Below are 23057 nucleotides of genomic sequence, written 5' to 3'. Positions count from 1 at the left end.
GTACTGCGGGAAACTGCTCCTGACACTGATGCTGGAGCATGCTGTCGCGCGATTGGCCGGGTGCTGCACGACTCGTTGATCATCATGCGAGTGAGCAGCGTGAAAAGCGATGACCTCCCATGCCAATCGACGCGCACGAACACACGTTCGTCCGCGTCGGCACTATACCAAGCCCGCGCCGAGATTTTCACCGGCAATTCGGTCTTCTCGGTCCTGCTTGCAGCGACCCCGCCCATGAGGTGGTGCCATCAGCGGCGTCGTTGCGCCTCGCTCAGGGAGTGCGAATCACCGCGCGACCGGATTCCCGTGTCATGACCTGCTCCAGCTGACGGCTGTAGAGGTCTGCCAGACGGCTGTCGCCGCGTGCGGTGGCCACATCGACGGCCAGGGCGAGACTGTCGCTATCGGTGCCTGCCAGACGGAAGTAGCGGCTCAGCGCCGACTGGGCGGCGTCATTGTCGCCGGCGTCATGTGACATGCGTGCCACCGCCAACCAGGCCTCTGACTCACGCGGATTGATCTTGACGGCGCGCTCGAAACTCTTCGCGGCCTCGCTGGTCTTGCCCAGCTGCAACTGACAGCGGCCCAGATTGGTATAGAGCTGGCCACGATTGTCGTAGGTCAGGTCTTCCGCCGCGATCTCGAGCTGCCGACAGGCCTCGACGTATTCACCGCGAGAGTAGAGAAAGGCCGCGTAGTTGTTGCGCGCACGGGTAAAGGACGGATCGCTGGAAATGGCCTGATTGAAATAGTCATCGGCGAGCACGTTCTCACCCTGGCGCTGATAGATCATCGCCAGCCCGGCCTTGGCCTCGGCATTGCTGCTCTGCAGCTTGAGTGCCTTCTGGAAGGCGCTGTCGGCGCGTTGCAGCTGATTACGACCTAGATAGGCCTCTCCAAGTTCCACGTAGGCGTTCGAGGCCTTGTTGTCATCCGGTGGGGCGTAGGGGTCGTTGGTTTCCACGCGTGTCGCGCAGCCTGCGAGGGTCAGGCCGGCAAATCCGAGGCACAGCAGCAGGGCTCTGGTGCGGCGAGTGATGCCGCGAGCAGCGGTGCGGGTGTGGGAATCATGCTGGCAGGGGCCCTGTGCGACAGTGCCCTGTGCGACAGAGTGATGGGCGACAGGGTCATGCTCATTGGTGCGATGACGGGGCAGACGACTCGGCATGCAATCCTCGCGTGAATGAAGGCTCATGATGTGCCTGCGGGCGAGGGTCGCGGCAGGCAACAAAAGCGCCCCCATCAAAGCGCCGCACCTGCCACAAGTCAAGGTGGCAGGGCGGCGCATGGCTATGGCGATAGCGTCAGGTCAGGGCTGGCAGCCGCTCAGTCGGCGTCGAGCTGGATGGCGTTGATGTAACGCTCGGCGCGACGGGTGCGGTCCTTGACCTGACCGACCAGCTGGCCACAGGCGGCGTCGATGTCATCGCCACGGGTCGCGCGCACCGGTGCGGTGTAGCCCAGCTCATAGAGACGCTGCTGGAAGCGCATCACCTGGTTGCGTGACGGCTTCTCGTAACCGGAATGCGGGAACGGGTTGAACGGGATCAGGTTGATCTTGCACGGCAGCTCGTCGAGCAGCGCGGCCAGTTCCTCGGCGTGCTGGATCTGGTCGTTGACGTCCTTGATCAGGGTGTACTCGATGGTGACGATACGCGCGTCGTCACACTTGGCCAGGTAGCGATGGCAGGAGTCGAGCAGCGCGCGGATGTTCCACTTGCGGTTGATCGGCACCAGCACGTTGCGCAGTTCATCGTTGGCTGCGTGCAGCGAGATCGCCAGGCTGACGTCCATCTCGTCGCCGAGCTGGTCCAGCTTGGGCACCACACCGGAGGTGGAGAGGGTGACGCGACGCTTGGACAGGCCATAGGCGTTGTCGTCCAGCATCAGCTTCATCGCCGGCACGACGTTGTCGTAGTTCATCAGCGGCTCGCCCATGCCCATCATCACCACGTTGGTGACCGGACGCTTGCGGGTGTCCTTGCGGTCTTCGGCGCCACGGGTGGCGACCCACACCTGGCCGATGATCTCGGCGGCGGTCAGGTCACGCTCGAAGCCCTGCTTGCCGGTGGAGCAGAAGCTGCAGTCCAGCGAGCAACCGACCTGGGAAGACACGCACAGGGTGCGACGGTTGCCGTTCTCGGATGGGATCAGCACGGTCTCGACATAGCTGCCATCGCTGACTTCCAGCACCCACTTGCGGGTGCCGTCCTTGGACTCGCCTTCATAGACGATGCCCGGCGCACGGATCTCGGCGACCTGCTTGAGGCGCTCGCGCAGCGGCTTGGCGAGGTTGGTCATCTCGTCGAAGCTGTCGACGCCTTCCTGGTGAATCCATTTCATCACCTGGGTGGCGCGGAATTTCTTCTCGCCGATGCTCTCGAAGAAGGCTTCCATCGCCGGGCGCGGCAGCCCCAGCAGGTTGGTGAGCTTGACGGCGGCAGGGGCCGCGGCATCGGTGGCAGTTGCAGTGGTATCAGTCATGGTATGGGCCGGTCGTGTCAGGGATGGGCAGGCGTCACACAAAGGATAGACGTCTGCAGGGCGACGCTGTCAGCGGAGGTGGCGATGGTTCGCAGACCTCAAGAGGCTCTCATCATCAGCGCAGTGCGCGTGGGCGTCACATGGCGTGGGGAGAGGGCGCTGCAGCGGCTTTCAGAAAAGCGTATCGGACCTGCTCAAGCGTCGAATCTGCTTCAGGGGGTGCATGCTGTCGCGCGACGCTTCAGCACGTCCGATACCACGACGGCCCCGCCTCGCAGGCAGGGCCGTCGTGTCATGCACGGCTGGGAGACGCGTGCCCCGAAGGGCCGGGCTTCTCAGTCGTACAAGGCGAAATCAACCGCGCGGGCAGATTTCGTTGTCGCCGAAGAAGTAGGCGATTTCGCGAGCAGCAGATTCCGGCGCGTCAGAACCGTGAACGGCGTTGGCGTCGATGGAAGTGGCGAAGTCTGCACGGATGGTGCCGGCTTCTGCTTCCTTCGGGTTGGTAGCGCCCATCAGGTCGCGGTTCTTGGTGATGGCGTCTTCGCCTTCCAGCACCTGGATCATGACCGGGCCGGAAGTCATGAAGCCGACCAGCTCGCCGAAGAAGCCACGTTCGCTGTGCTCAGCGTAGAAGCCTTCGGCCTGTTCCTTGGACAGGTGAACCATCTTGGAAGCGACGATCTGCAGACCGGCCTTCTCGAAGCGAGAGTAGATTTCGCCGATCACGTTCTTGGCAACGGCATCCGGCTTGATGATGGACAGAGTACGCTGAGTCATGGTGAATCTCCTGAGACAAGCTTTGAAGAGCCGCACGGCAGATGCCGAACGGCGGAAAACGGGCTCTGTCGGCATGCGCGCGACAAAAGTGGGCGGCATTATAGCGGCAAGTGCCACCGGCTGCATCCATCATGCCTGAGTCGCATGACGCACAGATGGCAAGCGCCTCGTCGGCATGGGCTGGCGAGGCACTGAGGGTCGGCTCGGGCGTTGCGCCTGGCCTGGACGCTGAAGCCTGGCCTAGACGCTGAAGCTCTCGCCACAACCACACTCGTCCTTGACGTTGGGGTTGTTGAAGCGGAAGTAGCGGTTCAGGCCGTCCTTGACGTAGTCCACTTCGGAGCCGTCGAGCACGGTGAGGGCTTCGGTGTCGACATAGACGGTAGCGCCGTGATCGACGAAGACGGCGTCTTCCTCGTTGACCTCGTCAGCGAAGTCGAGCACGTAGCTGTAGCCGGAGCAGCCGCTGGGCTTGACCGAGACACGCAGGCCAAGGCCGTGGCCGCGCTCGGCCAGCACGACGCGGATCTGGTCGGCGGCGGAGGAGGAAATCGACAGATGTGCCATGAGCAGTCTCCCGGGTCAGGCGCGCAGCGACGTCAGGGCATGCCTGAGTTCGCCGAGCGCGGATTCGATGTCGGCAGCGGTGGTGAAACGACCGAAGCTGAAGCGTAGTGATGCCAGCGCCAGCGGACGGGGCACCCCGATGCCGGTGAGGACGAACGACGGTTCGACACTGGCGGAATTGCAGGCCGAGCCGGTGGAAATCGCGATGCCGCGCAGCGCCATCAGCATCGCCTCGCCATCCACGCCCTCGAAGGCGAGATTGACGATGTTGGGCGCGCTGACCCCTATATCGGTATTGAAGTGCACGCCTTCAAGGCCGGCAAGCCCGGCGACGAACTGATCACGCAGCGCGACGAGGTGCTGGTGATCGGCGTCGAACTGCTCGGCGCTCAGGCGGTAGGCCTCGCCCATGCCGACGATCTGATGGGTCGGCAGGGTGCCGGAACGCATGCCGCGCTCATGACCACCGCCGTGGATCAGGGCATCGACCTTGATCTTCGGCTGGCGACGCACGTACAGCGCGCCGATGCCCTTGGGGCCGTAGGCCTTGTGGGCGGACAGCGACAGCATGTCGATGGGCTGACGGCTGACATCGATCTGCACCTTGCCGGGCGCCTGGGCGGCATCGACATGGAAGGCCGCACCATGCGAGTGGGCGATGTCGCCCAGCGCATCCAGGTCATTCAGGCTGCCCAGCTCGTTGTTCACGGCCATCAGCGATACCAGGATGGTGTCGCTGCGCAGGGCGTCGCGCAGGCTGTCCGGGCTGATGCGCCCGTCAGGCTGCGGCGCGATGCGCGTGACCTCGAAGCCTTCCGCTTCCAGCGCACTGGCGGTATCCAGAATCGCCTTGTGCTCGATGGTCGAGGTGATCAGATGGCGGCCACGCGCGGCATTGGCACGCATGTAGCCGGTCAGCGCCAGGTTGTCGGCTTCGGTGGCACCGCTGGTCCAGACGATCTCACGCGGGTCGGCACCGATCAGTTCGGCGACCTGACGACGTGCGCCCTCGACGGCCTGCTCGGCCAGCCAGCCCGGCATGTGACTGCGCGAGGCCGGATTGGCGAAGGTGCCCTCCTGCGTCAGGTGACGCATCATCAGCTCGGCGACGCGTGGGTCGACGGGCGTGGTGGCGGCATAGTCAAGGTAGATCGGCTGGGACATGGTGACTTCCTGAAGACACGACAGACAGTGATGACGGTGAACGTGATGAAGGCGAACTCGAGGGTGACGGGGCGCGGCGAGCATCGCCTCGGCTGGCCGTGCTCAGCCTGGCTGGCAAGCGCCGCTCAGCTGCCTTGCATGACGGTGATCGGTGTCGGCTCGCACGCCTTGCGCTGACGACTGGCGATCTGGCGAATCTCTTCGCGCGCGACCAGGTCGGCCAGGCTGATGCCGTCGAGAAAGCCGTGGATCTCGTCGGACAGATCACACCACAGATGGTGCGTCAGGCAGGTGTCACCGGCCTGACAGTCCGACATTCCCTGACAGCGTGTGGCATCGACTGACTCGTTGACGGCGTCGATGATGCACGCCACCGAGGTGGTCTCGAGTTCGGTATCCAGCAGATAACCGCCACCGGGGCCACGCACGCTCTTGACCAGACCTGCACGCCGCAGACGTGCAAACAGTTGCTCTAGATACGACAGCGAGATGCCCTGGCGTACGGAAATATCGGCCAGACAGGTCGGGCCGCAACTGGCATGCAGGGCCAGATCGAGCATCGCGGTGACGGCGTAGCGTCCCTTGGTGGTCAGGCGCATGACAGAGTCCGTGAGCAGATGGAGCCTGCGACGTTGAGGACGAGGCCGGGCGTAGTCGCCGCCTCTGGCGAGACGGCGTATCAATGCGCCCCATTATGGTGGGGTGGTCTGGCGGGGTCAATCCCGACTGAATTGGTCAACTTTAGCCATGCTGACGTTCGGCGGACTCCTGCGTATCGCTTGCCTGCTCGGTCGGTGATTGCTCAGTCGGGGCAGCGCCCTGCGATGCGCTGGATGCAGCGCCCCCGGCCTTGGGCGAGGTGCTGCCCTGGGCTGCGGCCACGTCAGCGACGGTCGTCTCGCCACCGCAGGGCCCCAGTTCATCGATCAGCTGGGCGAAGTCGGCGTCGTCGAGCTCGGGCAGGCGCCCGGCGCGATAGCTGGCATCCAGCTTGCGCAGCGTGCCGCACATCTGTTCGATGCGCTTGTCCACGGCATGCATGTGATCGAGCATCGCATGCATGGAGCGCGCGACCGGATCGGGCATGTCCTGGCCCATGCCGTAGGCATCGAAGCCGAACTTCTCCTTCATGGCCTCGCGGCTTTCCGGGTCGACTGACGGCTCCTCCGCCACATCCGGCTCGGCGCGCTTGACGATCTTGCCGGGAATGCCGACGACGGTGGCACCGGCAGGCACTTCACGCGTGACCACGGCATTGGAGCCGACCTTGGCGCCGGCACCGACGGTGAACGGGCCGAGAATCTTGGCGCCGGCACCGACGATGACGCCATCGCCGAGGGTCGGGTGGCGCTTGCCGGCGTTCCAGGTGGTGCCGCCGAGGGTGACGCCATGATAGAGGGTCACGTCATCGCCGATCAGGGCGGTCTCGCCGATCACGACGCCCATGCCGTGGTCGATGAAGAAGCGCCGACCGATGGTGGCGCCCGGGTGGATCTCGATGCCGGTCAGCCAGCGCATCAGGGTCGAGCCGGTGCGCGCCAGCCATTTGGCGTTGTGGCGCCATAGCCAGTGATTGATGCGATGGGCCACCAGCGCATGCAGGCCCGGATAGTTGGTCAGGACTTCAAAGAAGTTGCGCGCCGCCGGGTCACGGGCAAACACGCTATCGATGTCTTCACGCAGTCGAGTGAACATGGCGTGTCCTCAGGAAGTGCGGTTGGCCGTGTCGGCTTGTGCCAGGCGAACCTGCTTGTCCACCGCGGAAAGAATGCCGCGCAGAATGTTGATTTCCATGCTGTCCGGACGCGCGCGCAGATAGAGGCGACGCAGGCGTGCCATCAGCTGGCGCGGCTGTTCCGGATCGAGGAAGTCGACGCTGATCAGTGTCTTCTCGAGATGCTCGAACAGGCGCTCGAGGTCGGCATGGCTGGCCAGCGGGCTGTCCCAGTCGATACCGAACGGCTGGTCATCCTCGGCACGCGGCGTCTCGCCGGCGGCTTCCTGGTCGGCCAGCCACGCCTGGCGGCACTCATAGGCCAGCACCTGTACCGCCGCGGCCAGATTCAGCGAGCTGAAATCCGGATTGGTCGGGATGTGGACGTGGCGGTGGCAGCGCTGCAGCTCTTCATTGGAGAGCCCGGAATCCTCGCGGCCGAAGACGATGGCCACGCGGGCATCCGGCAGGCGGGCTTCATCGGCCAGGGTGGCACCGAAGGCGCGCGGCGTGATCATCGGCCACGGCAGGTTGCGCGAACGTGCGCTGCAGCCGACCACCAGACTGCAATCCGCCACGGCCTCTTCCAGTGTCTCGTGCACCGAGGCGCTGGCGACGAGTGCATCGGCACCCGAGGCGCGTGAGGCGGATTCCTGGCATTGCACCTGACATCGCGGCGCGACCAGTGCGAGATCGGCCAGGCCCATATTGAGCATGGCGCGGGCTGCACCACCAATGTTGCCGGGATGGCTGGTGCCAATCAGGACAATGCGCAGACGTTCAAGCATGAGGACTTCCAGGATAGCAATTGAAGGGCGGGTCGGCCGACGCGGCTGGCGCAGTGCGTGATCCGCATACGCAGACTCAGCGATAAATCGCGCGTCAGGACCCGATATCCTAGCATGAAGCCGCGTCAGGGAGCAGTTTCCCGCCGGTGTTGAGGGCAAGAGCGGCGCGGGGGAGGCGCGCGCGGGCAGGGCGCAGGGAGGCGACGCGCAGGCAGAGGGTGGCCGCAGGCAATGGCAGCTCGAGCCGAGCTCTGATAGACTACGCCGTCCCGTCATGTCGCAACATGTGTTCGCCCTCGCTGGCGCCGCGTGCTGTGGCGGCTGGCAGTCTGCATACATTGCACTATGCAGCGCGCCCCGCGCCGTATCAGGATTCCTGTACGGGCTACATGACCGCCTGATCTGATTGCACCCAGTTTCGCTCGATCCGTGTTGCGCCGCGTTGATGTCTCACGCGCCGTGGCACCCGTTCTTTAACAGCTCCCGACTCGTCAAGGCCTTGATCATGCATCCGATGGTCCAATTTGCGCTGCGTGCTGCACGCGGTGCCGCAGAGCAGTTCGTCCGTGCTCGTGAACGTATCGAAGTCGCCCGTGGCGACAACGATCTCGACACCTTCATTGCAGACACTGCACGTCGCGCCGAAGCGCACATCGTGCGTCAGCTGGAGCGCGGTTATCCGCAACACGGTCTCTCCGGCCGTTATACCGACCATCGCGATGGTGAAGGTCAGGGCTCTGACTACCACTGGCGCATCGAGCCGGTGCACGGTTACTCCAACTTGGCATCCGCGGCCTCCGGCTTCGCGCTGTCCGTGGTCTGCCTGTTCAAGGGCCGTGCCGAGCACGCCGTGGTCATCGCACCGTTCACTGACGAAGAGTACATCGTCAGCCGCGGTCGTGGCGCCCAGCACTCCGGTCACCGTATCCGCGTGACCAACGCTACCTCCATCGAAGGTGCGCGTCTGGCGATGGGCCTGCCGGAAAGCTGGCAGCGTCCGCGTCACCTGCCGACCTACCTCTCCATCGTTCAGCAGGTCGGCCCGCAGGTCGAGATGCTGCGCACCAGCGGCTGTGCGCTGCTGGACGTGCTCGAGCTGGCCTCCGGCCGCGTCGATGCCGTCTATGTGCTGGGTCTGGATGCCGGTGACAGCGAGATCGTCAGCCTGTTCCTGAAGGAATGTGGCGCGCTGGCAGGCAGTGCCGACGGCACGCCGGTCGTGGTTGCCGAAGGCACCCTGATGGCCGCTGGCGCACGTCTGTACAAGGCGCTGGCGCAGACCATGCAGCCGCACCTGTAAGACCCTGCAAGACGACGTGACCTGACAGCCTTCGGGGCCGTCTGGAGAACGAAAAAAACCCCACCTCGCATGAGGTGGGGTTTTTTTGTGCCTGGCGATCCGTGCCGAGCTGAACGAGCGGAGGCGCTTACGGCGCGCCGTCCTCGAACTGCTCCTTGGGCGGGGGGATCAGATCCACACGCTTCAGGCCGACCACCAGCAGCAGCGCCGCTGCCACGTAGATGGACGAGAAGGTCCCCGCGACCACACCGATGATCAGTGCGATGGCGAAGTTGTGGATCATGTCACCGCCGAGGAAGAACAGCGCCAGCAACACCAGCAAGGTGGTGCCGGAGGTGGACAGCGTGCGTGACAGCGTCGCGTTGATGGCATCATTGAAGATCGACGGCATGTCATCGGTACGCGATTTGCGGATGTTCTCGCGAATGCGGTCGTAGACGATGATGGTGTCGTTCAATGAGTAGCCGATCACGGCCAGCACCGCGGCCAGTACCGTCAGGTCGAAGTCGAGTCCGAACAGGGCGAAGATGCCCAGCAGGATGATGACGTCGTGACCCAGCGAGATGAGTGCGCCGAGGGCGAACTTGTACTGGAAGCGGAAGGCCACGTAGACCATCACCACGGCCAGGGCGAGCAGCATGCCGAGACCGGACTGGTCACGCAGCTGATCACCGACCTGGGCGCCGACGAACTCGGCGCGGATCAGGTTGACGCTGTCACCGGTGGCCTGCAGATGCGCCACGATGTCATTGCCGATGCCGGCTTCGAAGCTCTGCTGCAGACGCACCAGAATCTCGTTGCTGGCGCCGAAGGTCTGGACCGAGACATCCTTGTAGCCGGCGGCTTCCAGTGTCTGGCGCACGCTCTCCAGCGCCGGTGCCGCCTGGTATTTCACTTCCACCAGGGTGCCGCCGGTAAAGTCGAGGCCCAGGTTCAGGCCATGAATCACAAGGGCGCCAATGGCCACGATCGTCAGCACGATGGAGACGATGAAGGCCGCGCGCCGCTTGCTCATGAAGTCAAACTGTCGCATCACGATGGCCCCTCAGATCCAGAGTTTCTTGAGTGTCTTGCCGCCAATGGCAAGATTGATGATGCCGCGCGAGACCATGATCGCCGTGAACATCGACGTCAGGATGCCGATGGACAGCGTCACCGCGAAGCCCTTGACCGGGCCACTGCCGATGGAGAACAGGATCACCGCGACCAGCAGGGTGGTGATGTTGGCATCGACGATGGAGGTGAAGGCGCGCTCGAAGCCGGTGTGCACGGCTTGGTGCAGCGGCATCTTGGAGCGCATTTCCTCGCGGATACGCTCGAAGATCAGCACGTTGGCATCCACCGCCATGCCCAGCGTCAGCACGATACCGGCGATACCCGGCAGGGTCAGGGTGGCGCCCAGCATCGACATCGCGGCAATCAGGATCGCCAGATTGGCGGTCAGGGCCACGTTGGCGACGACACCGAAGGCCTTGTAGCGCGCCAGCATGAACAGCACGACCAGCAGCAGGCCCAGCTCGACGGACAGGATGCCGCGCGAGATGTTCTCGGCACCGAGGCTCGGGCCGATGGTGCGTTCCTGCACGAAGTAGATCGGCGCGGCCAGTGAGCCGGAACGCAGCAGCAGCGACAGCTCCTTGGCTTCCGTCGGCGAGTCGAGGCCGGTGATGCGGAAGCTGTTGCCCAGTGCACTCTGGATGGTCGCCAGACTGATCAGCCCCTTCTCGGTGTACGGGATGCGCTTCTCGACCTTCTCGCCGTCTTCCATCACGGTGCGCGTGCGGGTCTTGTGCTCGATGAACAGCACCGCCATGTTGCGGCCGATCGCGGCACGCGTGACGCGGTTCATGATCGAGCCACCGGTACCGTCCAGGTTGATATTGACCTGCGGACGGCCGCTTTCATCGAAGCTGGTGCTGGCGCTGGAGACGCTGTCGCCGCTGATGATCACGTCCTTCATGATGTTGGCGGTACGGCTCGGCTGGTTGCGGAACGCGAAGCTCTCCATCTCGCTGGCCGGCGTGTCGCTGGCCGCTTCCAGACGGAATTCGAGGTTGGCGGTGGCACCCAGCACGCGCTTGGCGGCGGCCGTGTCCTGCACGCCCGGCAGCTCGACCACGATGCGGTTCGGGCCCTGGCGCTGAACCAGCGGCTCGGACACGCCCAGCTCGTTGACGCGATTGCGGATCGTGGTCAGGTTCTGATTGACCGCGTAATCCTGAATATCCTTGACGGCGGCGGCGGTCAGGGTGAGGTCCAGTACGGCCCCACGCTCGACATCGCGCTCGTCGTATTCGAAGTTCTGGAAGTCGCGCGAGATCAGTGAGCGCGCCTTCGAACGGTCTTCCTCATCGGAGAACGTCAGGCTCAGGGTGCCGTCGTCGACTTCGCTGCCGCGGTAGCGGATACGCTCCTCGCGCAGGGTTTCCTTGATGGCGCTGGCGTTGACTTCCAGGCGCTGCTTGACCGCGGCGTCCATGTCGACTTCCAGCTGGAAGTGGACACCGCCACGCAGGTCAAGGCCCAGCTTCATCGGTGAGGCACCGAGGCTGGCCAGCCACGACGGCGTGGCGTCGGCCAGGTTCAGCGCGACGATGGCGTCATCGCCGAGCGTCTCGCTGATCAGTTCCTTGGCGCGCAGCTGCTGGTCGTTGCTGGTAAGGCGAATCAGGCCGGTGGAACCGTTGAGTTCCCCGGATTTGGGCGTGATGCCGGCGTTTTCGAGGGCACTGGTGGCGCGATCGAGGTCTTGCTGGTCGATGGCCTCGGCGCCGCTGGCGGCACTGATCTGCACAGCCGGGTCTTCGGGGTAGAGATTCGGCAATGCGTAGATCACGCCGACGGCAAGTACCAGGCAGATCACCAGGTACTTCCAAAGCGGATAGCGGTTGAGCATGGCAGCCCTGTCCTTGGTGGAGCGGGAGAGAAAAGCATGCTGCCGGCACAGGGGCCGGCAGCAGGAGGGATCAGATGGACTTGATGGTGCCCTTCGGCAGGACTGCAGCCACGGCAGACTTCTGCACGTTGACTTCGTTGCCTTCGTTCAGCTCCATGGTGATGAACTGCTCGCTGACCTTGGTGATGCGGCCAACCAGGCCACCACCGATGACGACTTCGTCACCCTTGGCCAGATTGCCGATCAGGTTCTTGTGTTCCTTGGCGCGCTTGGACTGCGGACGCCAGAGCAGGAAATAGAAAATGACCACGAAGCCGACCAGCATGACGATCTGGCCGATGGCGCCGCCGCCGGCGACAGCCGCTTCGGCTTCCGCGTGTGCGGCAGGAATCAGGAATTCCAGCATGTGTATCTCCAGAGGTTACGAGTGAACTGTTGTTATGCAATGAGCGTGATTCAGGCTCTTCTTCACGTCTGGCTCGAGTCGAATATCAAGACGACCGGAGGATTTGGCCCCCGGTCGTCATTCGCCTCGATCAGTCGGCCAGCGGCGGCACCGGCAGGCCGCGCGCGGCATAGAACTGTTCCACGAAGTCCTGCAATGTACCCGCTTCAATTGCACCGCGCAAACCAGCCATCACGGTCTGGTAGTAGCGCAGATTGTGGATGGTGTTGAGCATCGAGCCGAGCATTTCTCCACAGCGATCAAGGTGATGCAGATAGCCGCGCGAGAAATTGGTGCAGGTGTAGCAATCGCAGTCCGGGTCCAGCGGTGAGGTGTCACGCTTGTGGACGGCGTTGCGGATCTTGACGGTGCCCGTCGGCGTGAACAGGTGGCCGTTGCGCGCGTTGCGGGTCGGCATCACGCAATCGAACATGTCGACGCCACGCCGCACGCCCTCGACCAGGTCTTCCGGCTTGCCGACGCCCATCAGATAGCGCGGCTTGTCTTCCGGCATCCACTCGGGGAGGTAGTCGAGAACCTTGATCATCTCGTCCTTGGGCTCGCCCACGGACAGGCCGCCGATGGCGTAGCCGTCGAAATCGATCTTCTTGAGGCCCTCGAGGGACTTCTCGCGCAGGTCCGGGTACATGCCGCCCTGGATGATGCCGAACAGCGCCGACGGCGAGTCGCCATGCGCGTCGTAGGAGCGCTGCGCCCAGCGCAGGGACATCTCCATGGACTTGCGCGCTTCATCATGGGTGGCCGGGTACGGCGTGCACTCATCGAAGATCATCACGATGTCGGAGCCCAGCGAGCGCTGCACCGCCATCGATTCTTCCGGGCCCATGAAGACCTTGGAGCCATCGACCGGTGAGCGGAAGTGAACGCCCTGTTCGGTGATCTTGCGCGTCTTGCCCAGCGAGAAGACCTGGAAGCCGCCGGAATCGGTCAGGATCGGCTTGTCCCACTGCGCGAAGTCATGCAGATCGCCATGCGCTTCGATGACTTCCGTACCCGGGCGCAGCCACAGGTGGAAGGTGTTGCCGAGGATGATCTCGGCGCCGATCTCCTTGATGGACTCCGGCGTCATGCCCTTGACGGTGCCGTAGGTGCCCACCGGCATGAAGGCCGGGGTTTCCACGGTGCCGCGCGGGAAGGTCATGCGGCCACGACGTGCACGGCCATCGGTCGCGAGCTTTTCAAAGCTCATGAAGCATTCTTTACGCATGGTGCTCTCTTTGCTTGGCGGCGAAACAGGCCGCAGCTGGTGTGTCGATGCCACTATGCCGCAGCATAGCGCGGGGCGCGTTAACTGCGCATGACACGGCCCTCGGCGAATGCCGGGGCCATGTCAGAAAAGGGGGTTCAGGCGCGTTCCAGCAGCATGGCATCGCCATAGCTGAAGAACTGGTAGCGCTCTTCCACCGCCGCCTGATAGGCCGCCATGGTGTGCTCGTAGCCGGCGAAAGCCGAGACCAGCATCAGCAGGGTCGATTCCGGCAGATGGAAGTTGGTGATCAACAGATCCACTACCTGCCATTCGTAGCCCGGGTAGATGAAGATGTCGGTGTCGCCGGAGTAGGGGGCCAGCTCACCAGCGTGGGCCTTGGCGGCGCTCTCGAGACAGCGCACGCTGGTGGTGCCGACGGCGACTACGCGGCGGCCAGCAGCGCGGGCGCGGGCGATCTTGTCGCAGGCTTCCTGACCGACCTCGATCCACTCGCTATGCATGTGGTGCTCGAGAATGCTGTCGACGCGCACCGGCTGGAAGGTGCCGGCGCCCACATGCAGGGTGACGAAGGCGGTCTCGATGCCTTTCTCGGCCATGGCGGCCATGATCGGCTCATCGAAGTGCAGGCCCGCCGTCGGGGCGGCCACGGCGCCATCTCGCTTGGCATAGACCGTTTGATAGCGCTCGCGATCCGACAGTTCGTCATCCCGAGTGATATAAGGCGGCAGCGGCATGTGACCGTGCTGGTTGAGCAGCTCGATCATCGGCGTCTCGCCGTGGAAGCGCAGCTCGAACAGCGCCTCCTGACGGCCTTCGACCACGGCCGTGATGCCGCCTTCGAAGATCAGCTCGGTGCCCGGCTTGGGCGACTTGCTGGAGCGGATGTGCGCCAGGCCGCGATGGGCGTCCAGCGGGCGCTCCAGCAGCATCTCGATCTTGCCGCCGGAGGCTTTCTGGCCATGCAGGCGCGCGGGGATCACGCGGGTGTCGTTGAACACCACGACATCGCCGGGTTCCAGCTGCTCGAGCAGATCCGGGAAGCGACGGTGCACGATCTCGCCGCTCTTGCCATCCAGATGCAGCAGACGGCAATCGCTGCGCTGCTCTGACGGGTAGCGGGCAATCAGCTCATCCGGCAGGCTGAAATCGTAATCGCTGCGCTGCATCGGGCGCGCGTCGTTAGGTGTGGCAACGCCCGAGGCATCACCGGAATCGATACGTGACATGGCCAACCTGACACTCTGATAGCACGAGGCGCGTGGTGCGCTCCGTGGCATGCGTACATGCACAATGGGGAGATGCCGCCCTGAGACACTGGCGCTCTCGTCGCGAGCGCATGGCTCCCTTTCTGCGGGTGGGGCAGTCAGGTGCGACACTCTCGAGGCCTTGGCTGTCTGGGCAGACGAAAAAGGTCGCTCATGATACCCAATGCCATCGTCCACGCGAAGACCCGTTTGCGGGCGACACGCCTCAGCCCACTGCGGCGTGGGGTGTGAGGAAGCGCTCCATGTGTCTGATCTGACGCCAAAACTCGTTGACCTTGGCGCAATGTCCCGTATAATTTCGCTCCGTTGCCGGTGTGGCGGAATTGGTAGACGCAGCGGATTCAAAATCCGCCGCTTAATAGGCGTGTCGGTTCGAGTCCGACCACCGGCACCAGAATTGAAAAAGTCGCTTTCGAGCGGCTTTTTGCGTTTCTGGCTCCCGCCGATTCATCTCCCTTGTGGTTCTTCGCTCGCGCTCAGTCCCTGCCCCGAATACCAGTCCTTGCTTATCTCTTCACGCTTCGCCTGTCATGGCGCTGGCGATGGCAGCTGCTTGTCTGTGCTCTGTACGTGACGGCAGGGGCCCAGACACAGGGAAGCCCCGAACGAATGTCGGGGCTTCCCTGTGTCTTGTGCATCCAGACGGCGGCTCACGCCTGTTGTGGAACGCTCTTTACGCGTCGATAGATGCTGTTGCTGGCGAGGGAGGGGGCGAGGAGTGCGATGCGGGTGTTCTGGATCGCGAGTTCCTGGCGCAGGGTAAACCACATGCCGACGTATTCATGGCAATCCTGGCAGTGCACCAGGTGGTCGGCCGATGGGGTGTGGTACTGATACTCCATCTTCAGGCCGGAGCATGCCGGACAACACAGTGCGGCTTGAGCTTTCCCTTCCATGTCTCCTCTCCTTCTCAGCAATTGACTGAATCTGGTGAGGTGCAGCGTAGTGGTCTCTTTCCTTGAGTTCGCAAACCTGCCAGCCATCAAGGCCCATGAATCAATCGCTCAGACTCATGGATCTTGCTGGCCGGGGAGTGAAGCTTCCCATGCTTGCGCGTCATCCTCTGACAGGGCCTGTCCCTGGCTGCACTTCCTGTGCACTTGGCCCGTCACTACGCTGAACCTGCCGCTCTTCCTGAGCAGCGATCGGGCGCTACTGACCCGCAAGAATCTTGTACACCTTTCAGAAACTGACTGAATTCGGTGTCATTCAGCGTAGTGCTCTCTTTCCCTGAGCTCGCAGGCTTGCCAGTCATGAAGATTCGTAAACCTACCCGCTCAGGCTTACGAATCTTCCTGGCCGGGAGCGAAGCCCCCAAGCCTGCGCGTCATCCTTTGACAGGGCCTGTCCCTGGCTGCACTTCCTGTGCACTTGGCCTGTCACTACGCTGAACCTGCCGCTCTTCCTGAGCAGCGGTAGAGACGTTACTGGTTATCATAAACTTGTACAACGTCTAATTTGTTGCACAAGTTTTCAAATGTGTAAATTTCTGTACTTTATTATGTTCTCATATAAATCCATGCACGACGGCCGCCTTCGAGGGCGGACGGTCTAGCCCGTGTGACACCTATCGTGAGGGGCATGTTCAGGTCGTCCATATGGCCTGCTGCCGCATCAGCACGGCGCTTGATACACTCGACTGCGTCTGCCTGAAGACTTGGTGGGAGTCGTATGTGTCCGATGCTCTCATCCCTTGAGCAGCGCCGGATGGGTAGGGCGGGCCCCATCGCGAGCGCCGGGCTACTGTCAGGTGATCCCCCAGGTGTATGTCCAAGGCCGGCGCAGTGTCGCTTTCACCAATTGACTGGAACATGGAATGACCTTCATGCATTGGATGCCGCTGAATCTGTGGTTGTCACTGGTTGCGCTATGCGCGATGGGGGCGATGTCGCCCGGACCGAGTCTGGCGATGGTGTTGCGCCATACCCTGGGCGGCGGCAGGAGTGCGGGGGTCGCCGCCGGTATCAGTCATGCGTTGGGAGTCGGGTTGTACGCCGCGCTGACTGCCTGGGGGCTCGGCGCCTTGATCGTTCATTATCCGGGCGTCTTCCAGGCGATCATGCTGTTGGGCGCAGTCTATCTGGCCTGGTTGGGGTTCAAGGCGCTGCGGGCAGGCCGCGGTGGAGCGCTGGAGGCGCAGGCCGTCACGACGTCTCGCTCCATGGCGATACGCGATGGTTTCATGGTGGCGCTGGCCAACCCCAAGTTGATCCTGTTCTTCGTGGCGCTGCTCAGTCAGTTGATCACGCCGGAGATGAGCGAGATGGGCAAGTGGCTGGTCGTCGTGACGGCCATGGGCATCGACGGGCTCTGGTATGTGCTGGTGGCACTGGTGCTGTCGCACTCGCGGGTGCTGCCCTGGTTGCAGGCGCGTGCGATGTGGATCAATCGTCTGACGGGCGTGGTGTTGCTGGGGCTGGCGTTGCGGGTGGTCTGGGGGCTTTGAGACAGCCTGTCAGCCCAGTGAGGATCTGGCGCTTCTTGAGAAAACGGCCCTGGCACCTTGTGTCAGGGCCGTTTTGCATGCGCGTTTCGCGGGTTGAGGCGCTTGCAGATAGAGGTGTTTGTAGAGAGAGGCGTATGCACCGATGGCGTTACTCACTGAGCGACATCATCTCGGCGTAGTCCTTGATCGAGACCTCAAGGCTCGTGTCAGGTCTCGCCAGGAAATGCAGTGTCAGTGGCAGCCTGTCGCCCGCAATGAGTGGCTGCGTCAGCCCGATCAGCATCAGATGGGGGCCTCCGCCGGGAGCCATCGTCAGCGGCGCGTCTGAGGAAATCGCCAGTTGCTCGATTCTGTGCATCTGCATGCGCTCTTGCGTGACTTGCATGCTGTGCAATTCGACCGTGGCGGCCATCGGCGTGCTAGCGCCTGTCAGCATGGCATCGCCCTTTGCGATCGAGAGTGTCAGGTAGGCGGCCCCGGTCGTGGCACCCGGTGGCGTCGGTAGCGCAAAGGCTTGCTCGACATGGGGGGTGGCGGTTGGGGGCTCCTGAGCCGAGGCGTGAATGGTGGCAAGGGAGAGCAGGGCTAGCATCGCCAGCCATCTGCTGGCGGTGGTGGCGATGGTGCGAAGGACGGTCAGGCCAGCCGATATCTGTCCGGCGCGTCGCGGCGCGCCATGTCCCTGGCGAGGTTGCCTCATGCTGTGCGCATCTCCTATCTGGGTGTGTAAAGAGAATGACCATGGGAGCGATCCATGATGCCAGTGTGGTGTTTTCTGACGTCGATGGCCTCTAGTGTAGAGGCTAGTGCAGAGGCTATTGCAGAGAGTTCTGTTTTAGGTGGTTTGCACGAATGCGAGCGTCACCTGTTGCCCGGGTGTGAAGGCAGGTGTCCGGGCCGCAGTTGAAGGCAGCTTCTTCGCATTCTGCTACCGTGGGACGCATTGGTCGATGCCATCCGGCGGTGTTGGTCGGCGCGGATGGCTATCGAAGTGATTCTAGGACAGGCAAGGAACAGGGAACGGTGATCCAGGACGAAATCATTCAGCTGGTCGATGCGCAGAATCGCCCTTGTGGCACGGCACCACGTCGCTTGATGCGACGCTACCGCTATTGGCACCGTGCGACCTATGCCTTCGTGCTCAATGGCCGCGGTGAGCTGTGCATCCAGAAGCGTACCCTGAGCAAGGAAGTATTCCCCGGCTATTTCGATCTCGCCAGCGGGGGTGTTGTCGGGGCCGGTGAGGCCGTGCAGGTGGCTGCCCGTCGCGAGCTGGAGGAAGAGATTGGCGTGCGCGGCGCGCCGCTCAAGCATTGTTTCGATTTCTGCTACACCGACGCGACCAACCATGTCTTCGGCAGTGCATATCTGGTGCATTACGATGGCCCGCTGACGCTGCAGGCCGAAGAAGTGGCAGATGCCTTCTGGGTCACGCCTGCCGATGCGCTTGCGTTGCATCCTTCAACGCCTGATAGCCGTATGGCCCTTGAGCGCCTGATTCGTGAAGGCTTTCTGAGTGAGAGCCTGAGCCGATGATCTTCGCTTTTCCTTGTCGAGCCTGGGCAGCAACGCCGCTGGCCCTGCGTCATCTGGCGTGTGCTGCCCATGGTGATGGCCGCATCTCCTCCTCCCCACTTTGTTCTGGAGTCTTTGCATGAATGCCAAGGTATCGCCACAGCAGCTGGAAGAGGTGGAAGCCGCATTGTCGACCGTGCTGGCGGGCAAGCCGCGCCAGATCCGTCTGGCGCTCTGTTGTCTGCTGTGCCGTGGTCATGTCCTGATCGAGGACTTGCCGGGGCTGGGCAAGACGACGCTCGCCCAGGGGCTGGCGCGTCTGATCGGAGCGGACATGCAGCGGGTGCAGTTCACCAGCGATCTATTGCCCGCTGACATTCTCGGCGTGTCGGTATTCGACCCGCGTGAGGGCAACTTCCGCTTCCATCCCGGCCCGGTGTTCCACTCGCTGGTGCTGGCGGACGAGATCAACCGTGCCACGCCCAAGACTCAGAGCGCGTTGCTGGAGGCGATGGAAGAGCGTCAGGTCACGGTGGAGGGCGAGACCCGTCGCCTGCCAGAACCGTTCTTCGTGATCGCGACCCAGAATCCGCTCCAGCAATCTGGCACCTTCCCGCTGCCGGAGTCCCAGCTGGACCGCTTCCTGATGCGGCTGTCATTGGGCTACCCGGAACCCGCAGCTGAGCGCGAGATTCTCAAGGGCAATGCCGGGCGACAGCATATTGAGGCGCTGCGACCCTTGTTGCTCGTCTCGGTGCTCAAGGAGTGGCAGGCCGCCGTGGACCGTGTGCGTCTGTCTGACCCGCTGCTGGATTATCTGCAGGCGCTGGTGGCGGCGACGCGCAGCTCGCCGGAAGTGGCCTATGGTCTCTCGACGCGCGGGGTGCTGGCGCTGGCCAGTGCTGCGCGTGGCTGGGCACTGCTGGCAGGACGTGACTATGTGCTGCCGGAGGATGTGCAAGCGGTCTGGGCGCCCGTCGTGGGGCACCGCCTCAGCGAAGGCAGTGTTGCCGAAGGTGAAGCCGTGGCGCGCCATCTGCTCGGGCAGGTGGCGGTGGTGCCTGCATGACCCAGGTGGCGAAGCCCGGCGCATGGACGCGCGTGAAAGCCCGCATGCTGCGCAAGATGTCGATTGGCGGAGGCGAGGCGCTTCATCACGCGCGCTTGATGATCTTGCCGACGCCCTTCGGGCTGTTCTGGGCGGTGCTGGTGATCCTGCTGCTGCTGTTGGGGATCAATTACGAGAACTCGCTGGCGCATGGCCTGTCCTTCTGGCTGTTTGCCGTGGCAGTGGTCAGCATCTTTCGCAGCTGGCGCAATCTGGCGGGCGTGCGAGTGCAGCTGATCGCCGATGGTGAGGCATTTGCGGGCAATACGTTGCGCGTCATGGTGCGCCTCACCGGTCGGGCTCGCTCACATGCCATCGATGTGCGACTGGGAGAGGCGCGCCAGCGACTCGAGATCCATGACGGCGAAGGCAGTGCGCCGCTGGAGCTGGCGGCCTTTCAGCGTGGCCAGTTCTCATTGCCGACGCTGACGCTGGAGTCGCGCTGGCCGTTGGGACTGGTGCGCCTGTGGGCCTGGGTCGCGATCGACACGCCGGTCCTCGTCTATCCACAGCCAGAGCTTCCCTCCACCCCGCAGGGCAGTCGTTGTACGCTCGAGCAGATAGAGCTGGGCGATTTCGCCGGGCTGCGCCGCTATGTCCCGGGTGATGCGCCAGCGCATATCGCCTGGAAGCACTGGGGGCGCAGCGGCGAGCTGGTCACCAAGCGCTTCGAGACGCCTGCGCGTCCCTCGCTGTGGCTGGATTACGAGGCCTGTCGTGGCGACATGGAGCAGCGGCTCTCGGAGCTCACGGCGCGCGTGCTGGCGGCGGAAGGCGCCCAGGCGACCTATGGTCTGCGACTGCCGGGCCAGACATTGGCCATCGCCAGTGGCGGGGCGCATCGTCGTCGAGTGCTTGAGGCGTTGACGCTGTTCGGCGGCGAGCAGAGGTTGCCATGGTCCGCCCAGCTGGCGGCCAGTGAGGCCGCCGAGCGAGCTGGCGCGAGTCGTCCCTTGAGTCAGGAGGGCAGCGCATGAGCCTGTCGACAGCCAAGGCCTCCCCGGGACGCGCCTCCCTGGGCCGCTCCTCAAAGGACGAGCTTTCCCGTGGCACATCTTCTACTTCCTCCAGCGCCAGACGACGCTGGTGGCAGCGCAAACCGCTGACGCCTGATCAGGCGCTGGGCTGGCTTGAGCTGCGCCATCTGTTCATCGGCCAGTGTCTGGTGCTGGCGCTGCATGTGCTGTGGATGCCGGTGTGGCTTGCCTTGCCGGCCTTGCTGGCGGCGTTGTGGCGCTTTCAGCAACTCCGGGCGCGAGTTCCGCGCGCTGGCATCCTGTTGCGACTGGCGGCGGTGGCAATGGTCGCGGCGGGCCTGTTTCTCGAATACGGCCAGATGCTGCGCCTGGAGGCGATGATCGGCCTGCTGGTCGGCATCTATCTGCTCAAGCTGCTGGAAACGGACAGCCTGCGCGATGGTCGCGTGGTCTGCGGGCTTGGCTTCGTGGTGCTGGCGGCGGCCTTCCTGCATGACCAGGGGCCTTTGATGGCGGCGGCCTCGGTCATGGCCGCGGCGTGGCTGGTCGGCGGGCTGGTGTTGATCGCCGGCGCACGCGAGCGTCGCGAGGCCATGCGGGAGACAGCCTGGCTGATGGGGCTGTCCCTGCCGCTGATGCTGGGCTTGTTCGTGCTCTTTCCCCGCTTGCCGCCGCTGTGGAACGTGCCGCAGCTCAACGAGGCCACCACGGGGCTTACCGACAGTGTCTCTCCCGGCGATATCGCCGCCCTGGGTCGCAGTGATGCCCTGGCGTTTCGGGCGCGTTTCGACAACGGACTGCCTGCGGCCTCCCAGCGCTACTGGCGTGTGTATACCCTGAGTCTGTTTGATGGCGTGCGCTGGTCGCGCGCTACGCCGGAGCGTCTTCAGGAGGCACTGGGCGGGCCGGCCGAGCGCTACGTTCAGCGCGGGACGCGTATGGAGGGGGAAGTCGCGCGTCACCGCTATGAGCTGCTGCTGGAGCCGGACCCGCGCCCCTGGCGGCCGAGCCTCGGCGCGCCACTGACGACCAGCCGTGAGGCCCGCTACCTGATCGACGGCACCCTTGAGGGGCTGGCGTCACTCAATACCCGCGAGCTGTTGGAGATGTCTTCCTCCGGCGCGCCACCGACAACGGCTCCGCAATGGATGCAGCGCCTTGATCAGCTGTTGCCCGATGATGGCAACCCGCGTGCCCGCGAGTTCGCTCGCGATCTGATGCGGGAGTCGGGGGGAGATCCGCAGGTCTTCCTGCAACGCCTTTTCCAGTATTTCAATCGCCAGCCTTTCCACTACACCCTGACGCCACCGCGCCTCGAGGGGCTCAGCCGTGTCGATGATTTCCTGTTCGACAGCTTGCGGGGCTATTGCACCCATTACGCCTCTACCAGCGTTTTTCTGGCACGTGCTGCCGGACTGCCGGCGCGTATGGTCGCGGGTTATCTGGGCGGCGAGGCACAAGGCGATGGCATCGGTGGGCCGCAGGAATTGAGCATCCGTCAGTATGACGCCCACGCCTGGGTCGAGGTGTTCTATGCCGGTCGCTGGCATCGATTTGATCCCACCGCGGCGGTGGCTCCCGAGCGAATCTCGCAGGGGGCGCTGAGCCTGCAGGGGCAGCCGGGCTTCATGGCCGATGCTGGCTTGCGCGCCTTCACGCTGAATAATTCATTGCTCAGTGATCTGAGACGGCAGTGGGAGCGTTTCGAATACCGCTGGCAACGCAGCGTGGTGGGGTTCCGTCTCGACGAGCAGCGAAATCTCTGGAAGCGACTGTTTGGTGACTTCCGCTGGGAATGGCTTGTCTGGGGTGTGCTCGGGCTGCTGGCCAGTGTGGTGCTGGCAGGCGTGGCACTGGTGTTGTGGTCTGGCCGTGAGGTGTCAGCGCACGCAGGTGTGCGAGCCTACCGCAGGTTGGTGAAGCGGCTGGAGCGTACGGGCCATGGCCCCCACGTGGGCGAGGCTCCCGGCAGCCACTTGCGCCGTATTGCCCAACAGCAGCCGCAGAATGTAAGAGTATTGTTACATTTGGCAGATTTGATTGAACAATGGCTATACAACGATGCTACGGTATTAGCGAGTTCTCATGGTGAAGCATCATCCTTGCGTAGTGTTCGGCGCCAGTGGTCTGTGCAGTCTCGCAAGATTCGCTAAATCACAATGATGACTTTTATGAGTGTTACTTATTGATTTAAAGAGGTTTTTCCGAATTAGATATCTCATCCTTGTAGCGCGATAGCGCTACTGAAAATTGCTAGGTTGCGGTAAGTGTTGTTGTGTATCAAAATGTAACTATCCGTTCTTGTCTATCATGCCATCGCTCCCCCTTCGCAGCATGATGTAGCACCTTTCCCCAGCAGGAGTATGTCCCCATGGTC

Annotated in this window: 21 protein-coding genes and 1 tRNA gene; 7 read left to right on the top strand and 15 right to left on the bottom strand. The window is 63.3% G+C overall.

Annotated elements, in window-relative coordinates; genetic code table 11:
• Positions 1-271 precede the first annotated feature (271 nt).
• The 8 genes from pilW to R1T44_RS16030 all read right to left on the bottom strand — a co-directional run bounded on the left by pilW (position 272) and on the right by R1T44_RS16030 (position 7497).
• Positions 272-1195: a type IV pilus biogenesis/stability protein PilW gene (gene pilW, locus R1T44_RS16065; protein ID WP_284727243.1), complete on the bottom strand. Its 924-nt coding sequence runs from the start codon at positions 1193-1195 to the stop codon at positions 272-274.
• 131 nt (positions 1196-1326) lie between these two features.
• Positions 1327-2484 carry a 23S rRNA (adenine(2503)-C(2))-methyltransferase RlmN gene (gene rlmN / locus R1T44_RS16060; protein WP_043333811.1) on the bottom strand — a complete coding sequence of 386 codons (1158 nt, stop codon included), beginning with the start codon at positions 2482-2484 and terminating at the stop codon, positions 1327-1329.
• 354 nt (positions 2485-2838) lie between these two features.
• Complete coding sequence (gene ndk, locus R1T44_RS16055) at positions 2839-3264, bottom strand: nucleoside-diphosphate kinase (RefSeq protein ID WP_043333812.1); 426 nt, start codon at positions 3262-3264, stop codon at positions 2839-2841.
• Between the two features lie 240 nt (positions 3265-3504).
• On the bottom strand, positions 3505-3831 hold the full coding sequence (locus R1T44_RS16050) for a HesB/IscA family protein (protein WP_043333813.1): 327 nt from the start codon (positions 3829-3831) through the stop codon (positions 3505-3507).
• 15 nt (positions 3832-3846) lie between these two features.
• Positions 3847-4995, bottom strand: coding sequence for an aminotransferase class V-fold PLP-dependent enzyme (locus R1T44_RS16045; RefSeq protein ID WP_317292292.1), 1149 nt, complete (start codon positions 4993-4995; stop codon positions 3847-3849).
• A gap of 125 nt (positions 4996-5120) precedes the next feature.
• Positions 5121-5594, bottom strand: coding sequence for a Fe-S cluster assembly transcription factor (locus R1T44_RS16040; RefSeq protein ID WP_043333815.1), 474 nt, complete (start codon positions 5592-5594; stop codon positions 5121-5123).
• Between the two features lie 142 nt (positions 5595-5736).
• The gene (cysE, locus tag R1T44_RS16035) at positions 5737-6690 is read right to left on the bottom strand and encodes a serine O-acetyltransferase (RefSeq protein WP_284727241.1); all 954 of its coding nucleotides are present in this window, start codon (positions 6688-6690) and stop codon (positions 5737-5739) included.
• A 9-nt stretch (positions 6691-6699) separates the two neighbouring features.
• Entirely contained in the window at positions 6700-7497 is a 798-nt protein-coding gene (locus R1T44_RS16030) for an RNA methyltransferase (protein WP_054556868.1), read from the bottom strand.
• A gap of 505 nt (positions 7498-8002) precedes the next feature.
• On the opposite strand from R1T44_RS16030, the gene R1T44_RS16025 reads away from it, so the two are divergent.
• Positions 8003-8797 carry an inositol monophosphatase family protein gene (locus R1T44_RS16025; RefSeq protein WP_043333816.1) on the top strand — a complete coding sequence of 265 codons (795 nt, stop codon included), beginning with the start codon at positions 8003-8005 and terminating at the stop codon, positions 8795-8797.
• Between the two features lie 127 nt (positions 8798-8924).
• On the opposite strand, the gene secF is transcribed toward R1T44_RS16025, so the two are convergent.
• The 5 genes from secF to queA all read right to left on the bottom strand — a co-directional run bounded on the left by secF (position 8925) and on the right by queA (position 14535).
• Entirely contained in the window at positions 8925-9830 is a 906-nt protein-coding gene (gene secF / locus R1T44_RS16020) for a protein translocase subunit SecF (protein WP_284727240.1), read from the bottom strand.
• Between the two features lie 12 nt (positions 9831-9842).
• The gene (gene secD, locus R1T44_RS16015) at positions 9843-11693 is read right to left on the bottom strand and encodes a protein translocase subunit SecD (RefSeq protein WP_284727239.1); all 1851 of its coding nucleotides are present in this window, start codon (positions 11691-11693) and stop codon (positions 9843-9845) included.
• Between the two features lie 70 nt (positions 11694-11763).
• Complete coding sequence (gene yajC / locus R1T44_RS16010; RefSeq protein ID WP_043333819.1) at positions 11764-12099, bottom strand: preprotein translocase subunit YajC; 336 nt, start codon at positions 12097-12099, stop codon at positions 11764-11766.
• Positions 12100-12229: 130 nt separating this feature from the next.
• Positions 12230-13348 carry a tRNA guanosine(34) transglycosylase Tgt gene (gene tgt, locus R1T44_RS16005; protein WP_438265391.1) on the bottom strand — a complete coding sequence of 373 codons (1119 nt, stop codon included), beginning with the start codon at positions 13346-13348 and terminating at the stop codon, positions 12230-12232.
• Positions 13349-13503: 155 nt separating this feature from the next.
• Complete coding sequence (gene queA / locus R1T44_RS16000; RefSeq protein WP_107336757.1) at positions 13504-14535, bottom strand: tRNA preQ1(34) S-adenosylmethionine ribosyltransferase-isomerase QueA; 1032 nt, start codon at positions 14533-14535, stop codon at positions 13504-13506.
• Positions 14536-14942: 407 nt separating this feature from the next.
• Between queA and R1T44_RS15995 the strand changes: the two genes are divergently transcribed.
• Positions 14943-15028 (top strand) — tRNA-Leu (locus tag R1T44_RS15995).
• Positions 15029-15284: 256 nt separating this feature from the next.
• On the opposite strand, the gene R1T44_RS15990 is transcribed toward R1T44_RS15995, so the two are convergent.
• Positions 15285-15530 (bottom strand): hypothetical protein, encoded by a 246-nt coding sequence (locus R1T44_RS15990; RefSeq protein WP_279837496.1) that lies wholly within the window; start codon positions 15528-15530, stop codon positions 15285-15287.
• Positions 15531-16468: 938 nt separating this feature from the next.
• On the opposite strand from R1T44_RS15990, the gene R1T44_RS15985 reads away from it, so the two are divergent.
• A complete protein-coding gene (locus R1T44_RS15985) occupies positions 16469-17080 on the top strand; it encodes a LysE family translocator (protein WP_054556894.1) in 612 nt (203 codons plus the stop codon).
• Between the two features lie 148 nt (positions 17081-17228).
• On the opposite strand, the gene R1T44_RS15980 is transcribed toward R1T44_RS15985, so the two are convergent.
• Positions 17229-17672 carry a copper chaperone PCu(A)C gene (locus R1T44_RS15980; RefSeq protein ID WP_284727586.1) on the bottom strand — a complete coding sequence of 148 codons (444 nt, stop codon included), beginning with the start codon at positions 17670-17672 and terminating at the stop codon, positions 17229-17231.
• 431 nt (positions 17673-18103) lie between these two features.
• Between R1T44_RS15980 and R1T44_RS15975 the strand changes: the two genes are divergently transcribed.
• From R1T44_RS15975 to R1T44_RS15960, 4 genes are all read left to right on the top strand, one after another.
• On the top strand, positions 18104-18616 hold the full coding sequence (locus R1T44_RS15975; protein ID WP_225347259.1) for an NUDIX hydrolase: 513 nt from the start codon (positions 18104-18106) through the stop codon (positions 18614-18616).
• A gap of 118 nt (positions 18617-18734) precedes the next feature.
• Positions 18735-19664, top strand: coding sequence for an AAA family ATPase (locus R1T44_RS15970; protein ID WP_284727585.1), 930 nt, complete (start codon positions 18735-18737; stop codon positions 19662-19664).
• A complete protein-coding gene (locus tag R1T44_RS15965) occupies positions 19661-20680 on the top strand; it encodes a DUF58 domain-containing protein (RefSeq protein ID WP_284727584.1) in 1020 nt (339 codons plus the stop codon). The genes R1T44_RS15970 and R1T44_RS15965 overlap by 4 nt, the downstream gene beginning before the upstream one ends.
• Positions 20677-22833, top strand: a complete 2157-nt coding sequence (locus tag R1T44_RS15960; protein ID WP_284727583.1) for a transglutaminase TgpA family protein — start codon at positions 20677-20679, stop codon at positions 22831-22833. The genes R1T44_RS15965 and R1T44_RS15960 overlap by 4 nt, the downstream gene beginning before the upstream one ends.
• The last annotated feature ends 224 nt before the right edge of the window (positions 22834-23057 follow it).

Source organism: Cobetia amphilecti (assembly GCF_032923285.1).
GTDB lineage: Bacteria > Pseudomonadota > Gammaproteobacteria > Pseudomonadales > Halomonadaceae > Cobetia > Cobetia amphilecti.
The sequence above is the reverse complement of the archived record's forward strand: the minus strand, read 5'-3'. Positions and strand labels throughout refer to the sequence as shown.